1 protein-coding gene is annotated in these 5,512 nt (G+C 73.8%); it reads right to left on the bottom strand.

The window, feature by feature from the left end; translation table 11 throughout:
• Positions 1 to 5,512, bottom strand: a 5,512-nt coding sequence (locus tag ACFQ4H_RS34440; protein WP_377579418.1) for an amino acid adenylation domain-containing protein, incomplete at both ends; no start/stop codon positions are given.

Genomic DNA, 5,512 nt, shown 5'->3' on the forward strand with positions numbered 1-5,512 from the left:
CGTCCGGCGCCGCCACGGTGTGGCGCAGCAGCGCCGCGAACGCGTCGAGCACCTGACGGGACGTGTCGGGCGACAGGCACCGGCGGTCCCCGACGATGCGCAGCGCGCCGCCGTCCGGGTCGACCACCAGCGTCAGCGGGAACCCGGTCGCCGTGCGGGTGGGGGTCAGCCGGGCGCGCAGCGGCAGCCGCGTCTGCTCGACGGGGGTCCGGGCGAACTTCTGCTCGACGGTGGTCGGGGCAAACTTCTGCTCGACGGTGGTCGGGGCGAACTTCTGCTCGACGGCGGTCCGGGCGAACTTCTGCACGACGACGACACTGTGGAACAGCGCCCGGCTCACCGGCACGTCGGCCCAGTCGTAGACGTCCCACAGCGATCCGGCGCCGGCTACCGACATGAGCTGCCAACCCTGCTCCGACACCGCCGCGACGAGGCTGGCGACGGTCTGCGTGGGCTCGACGGGCACCACCATCGGCAGGGTCGACATGTACATGCCGACCATCGTGTCGACGTCGCCGAGCGGGGCGGGACGGCCGCTCTGCGCCACCCCGAACACGACCCGGGCATCGGCGGCCTGGCGCTGCAGGAACGCCGCCCAGGCCGCGTAGTAGAGGCTGCCCAGAGTGGTGTGCGACCGCTCCGCGAGCTCGTGCAGTCCGGTCCGCAGCTCGCTGTCGAGCAGCAGTTCCACGTCGTGGAAGTCGTGCGCCGACGGCGGGGACACCGGCGGTGGACCGTCCAGCGGCAGCCTGGTCGGGCCGCTGAACCCGGCGAACGCCTCACGCCAGTAGGCGCTGGCCGCGGCCGTGGACCGCTGCCTCAGCCAGCGCAGGTAGTCGCGGTAGCGCACCGGCGGCGGCAGCGTCGACAGCGGCGCCCGTCCGGCGATGACGTCGGCGTACGCGGACATCAGCTCGCCCACCAGGATGCCCGAGGACCAGCCGTCGAGCAGGATGTGGTGGTCGAGCCAGACGAGGCGGTGCTCGCCGGGCGCCAGGGTCGCCAGGGTCAGCCGGAACGGCGGTGCGCCGTGCAGCGCGGGCGGCGCGGCCCGGTCCCGGGCGCGCAGCCGGTCCAGGCGCTGCGGGGCGTCCGGATAGCCGCTCAGGTCGTGGACGGCGATCTCGGGCGCGGTGCGGTGGACGAGCTGGATCGGTTCCGGGGTGCCGGTCCACACGAACGAGGTGCGCAACACCTCGTGCCGCTGCGCCAGCGACCGCCACGCGTGGGCGAACGCGACCGGATCGAGGTCCCCGGTCAGCTCCAGCACGAACTCGTTGTAGTTGACGTCGTCGGCGGGGTCGATCAGGTGCCGGTACAGCATCGTGCGTTGCACGGGTGCGAGCGCGTACGCGGCGGTGACGTCGGGGCGCCCGCGCAGCTCGGTGACGAAGTCGCTGGTCCGCACCGCGTCGGGCAGCAGTTCGAACCGGTCCTCACCCGCCTCGGGTGCCGCTGTGCCGAACGCTGCCGCCACGCTCGCGGCGAGCCGTTCGATGAACGCCTCGGCTTCGGCCGGGTCGAAGTAGCGGGCGCCGAGCTGGGCGGCGACGGTCAGCGCGCCGCCGGCGTCGAGTCCCATGTGTAGTTCGGCCGCGAACGGCATGACCGACTCGGGGGCGGCGACGGGACCGGTGACGGCGGCGTAGTGGGGTGCGGCCCGCAGCATCCGCCCGTGGGCCGCAGCCCCGGGCGGCAGGTAGTTGACGACGACGTTCGCGCCCGGGTTCAGCGGCTCGCCGCGCAGGTAGCGGGCCCTGCCGTAGCCCGAGCCGCCGTGCGGCACCGCGTTCAGGCGTCCCCGCACACCGCCGGGCTCGGCGGTGAGCAGGAACGGGAACAGGGCCGTGAACCATCCGACGGTGCGGGTGACGTCGGGGGCGTCGGGGTCCAGCGGGCGGCCGTGGAACTCCAGCCACACCGTGCCCGCATCGACCCTGGTGGCGTCGGCGAGCACGGGCCGGGCCGCGCTCAGGCAGGTCGCCAGGAACGCCTCGCCGCTCTGCTCGACGCGGGTGGCCAGTTGCAGCACCCGCGAGACCAGGTGTCCGTCGCGCGCCAGTGGTGAAGCCTGCGGGTGGCGTTCGGGCAGCGCGAACGGGGCCGCCGAGGCGGTGCTGCGCCAGTAGGCCAACTCGTCGTCGGACAGCCGCCCGGCTTCCTCCTGTGACCACCGCGCCCAGGCCAGCGTGTCGGCCCCGGCGGCGGGCAGCACGGGTTCGGCACCGCCGGTCAGAGCTTCGAGCGCGGCGTCCAGGTCCTCGGTCAGGTAGCGCCAGGACACGGCGTCGACCACGAGGTGGTGTGCACACCAGAACACGAGGTCCGGCTCGCCGTCGTCGGTGCGGAAGAGCACGACGGCGTACAGGGGGCCATCGGTGATGTGCATCGACGACTGGGCACGGTCGCTCTCGGCGCGCAGCACTGCGTCGCGTTCGGCCGGGGGCAGACCGGTGAGGCCGACCTCGCGTACGGGCAGCCGGGCGGTGTCTTCGGCGGCGCGGTGCTGGCGTACGCCTTCAGGGCCGCCGGTGAACCGGGTCAGCAGACCGTCGTGGTGGGTGACGACCCGGTTCACCGCCCGGTTGACCGTCTCGGTGGCGCAGCGGGCGCTCAGCTCGTACCACTGGCACTGGTTCTGGTGGTGGCGGCCGTCGGTGAACGTGTCGAAGAACCAGCGCTGGATCGGGGTCGGCCCGGCGCTGTCCGCGCCTCGTGGCCGGGCCGGTGTCGCGGCAGCCGGCAGGCTGCCGCGCTCGTCGAGCACCTGCGCGAGCTGCTCGATGGTCTGGTGGTCGAAGATGTCGCGGGCGCCGAACCGGTATCCGGCGCGGGCACTGCGGGACATGATCTGCAGCCAGCTGATGGAGTCTCCGCCGACCTCGAAGAAGTTGTCCCGGATGCCGACGTTGCTCAGGCCCAGCGCCTGCGCCCAGATCCCGCACAGCGCGCGCTGGGTGTCGGTGTTGGCCTCGACCCGGCCCGCGCCGCCGAGCGAGCGGGCGGGTGCGGGCAGTCGTGGCCGGTCCACCTTGCCGCTGACCGTCAGCGGCACCTGGTCGACGATCACGAACCGTGTCGGGATCATGGCCGCCGGCAGGGTTCGGGTGAGTTGCTCGCGGACCCGGGCGATCAGGGTGCGGTCGCGGGCCGCGCGTAGTGGCTGGTTCGCCGCCACGCCGGTGTGTGCGTCCGCCGCGCCGTCGTCGGGTGCCGTCGCGATCCCGGGTGCGGGGGCCGACACCAGGACGGTGAGCAGTCCGCTGCCGGCGGGGCTGACCCGTGCGGCGTAGCCACGGACGGCTGCGGCCTCGATCAGGTCGTCGGGCAGAACCAGGTGTGCCGGGTTCGGGGGGCTGAGCCCGGCCACCAGGCGTACCTCGGCGTGGCTGCGGGCGTCCGGCACACCGGTGAGCAGCAGTGCTTTCCCGCGCAGCCCGTCGAGCAGCGTCGCGTACCCGGCCTCGGTCACCGGCCCGTCGTGGCGGACCGGCTGCTCGACCGGCGTGGTACGCGGTTGCCGCCACAGCGACACGTCGTAGCGGAACCGGTTCATCTCGGTGTCGGCGCGACCGCGTTTGACCTCGCTGATGGCGAGCGCGTCCGGCAGGGACCTGGCGAACCCGGCGAACCAGGCCGGTGCCACGCACAGTTCGTTGTCGGTCTCGACGAGTTCGGCGACCTCAGTGGCGAGCGTGGCCGGGTCCTGGTCGGCACCGGGCCGCGACCGGCGCACCGACAGGTGGAACGCCGCGAGGGTCGTCACGTCGCGCACGTCGCCGAGGAAGATCCGGCCGCCCGGTCGCAGCCGCTGCCATGCCTGTCCCAGGACGCGCTCCAGATACGCCAGGTCCGGGAAGTACTGGGCCACGGAGTTGATGATGATCAGGTCGAAGCGCTCGTCACCGATGGCGGTGAAGTCGTCGGCCGCGGCCTCGACCAGCTCCACCCGGCCGTCGTCGAGCCCGGCGGCGGCGAGGTTGCCGCCGACGTACGCCAGCGCCCCCGCAGCGAGGTCGGTGCCGAGGTAGCGGGTGACGCCTGGCGCGACCCGGAAGAGGATCATGCCGGTGCCGCAGCCGATCTCCAGCACCGACCGCGCCGGGTGTTCGCCGATGCGCGCGACCGTGGCCTCGAGCCACTCGCGCATCTCGTGCTCGGCGATGGCCTCCCGGGTGTAGCTGCTCAGCCAGCCACTGGTGTTGAAGTCGGCGGCGCCCACGACGTCGTGGTAGCCGTCCTCGTCGTGGACGAGGCGCCACTGCTCGACCCGGTCCTCGGCCAGGCCCTGTGCCGCGTCGGCGGCCGGCACCAGGTAGCCGATCAGGCGGGCGACGCCGTTCTCGTCGTCGCGGACGTCGGCGACGAACTGCGCCACCCCGGTGACCTCCGCGCCGGCCCGCTCCACCTCACCGAGGTCGATGCGCGAGCCGCGGACCTTCACCTGCGTGTCGAAACGGCCGAGGAAGTCCAGCTCACCGGTGGCGAGGCGGCGCACCCGGTCGCCGGTGCGGTACATGCGTGCCCCGGGTTCGGCGGCGTACGGGTCGGGCAGGAAAGACTGCGCGGTCGCCTGGCGGTCGCCGAGGTAGCCCAGGCCCACGCCGGGCCCGCCGAGGTAGAGCTCGCCGGCGACGCCGGCCCGCACCGGGTCGCCGGCACTGTCGAGGACGTGGCACCGTACGTGCGGTAGCGGGCCGCCGATCGGCACGTTCCTGGTGTACGCGGCGTCGCGGGCCAGGTGTGCGGTGTCGTACCACACCGACGACACCGTCGCCTCGGTCGTGCCGTAGGCGTTGAGCAGCCGCACGCCCCGCCCCGGTCCGGTCTGCCAGGCCCGTACCCGCGACGGGTCGACCCGCTCGCTGCCGGCGATGACCAGCCGGACCCAGCTGGGCACGGACTGCCCCCGGGCGACCAGATCGGCGGTCCATTCGTGCCAGCGGCTGGCGGGCAGGTTCAGCACAGTGGGGCGCCGGCTCGCGACGACGTCGGCGAGTTCCTCCCGGGCCGGGTCGTGCATGACGACCGCCGCGCCGGCGTGCCAGGCTCCGAAGAACTCCTCCACCGACACGTCCACGGCCGGTGACGCCATCTGCAGCACCCGGTCCGCCGGGGTCAGCCCGTAGACGGACGCTGCGGCGGCGGCCAGCGTCAGCGCGTTGGCGTGGGACACGGCGACGGCTTTCGGGCGCCCGGTGCTGCCCGAGGTGAAGATGACGTAGGCCACGCCCGCCGCTGCGACCACGTCGGCGGGCGGCGGGTGGCCGACGTCGGCGATGTCCGGGCCGGTCTCGATCGACACCGGCACGGGTCCCAGTGTCGCCGCGGCGGCGCGGGTCTGCTCGTGCACGAGCACGACGGCGCAGCCGGCCTGGGCGAGCATCGTGCTGGCACGGGCGGCGGGGGTGCGCGGATCGATCGGGACGTACGCCGCCCCGCACTGCAGCACCGCCAGCAGCCCGACCGGCAGTGCCGCGGACGGCTCCACCAGCAGGCCGACCCGGTCACC

The sequence above is a fragment of the Micromonospora sonneratiae genome, assembly GCF_042679305.1.
Classification (GTDB): domain Bacteria; phylum Actinomycetota; class Actinomycetes; order Mycobacteriales; family Micromonosporaceae; genus Micromonospora_H; species Micromonospora_H sonneratiae.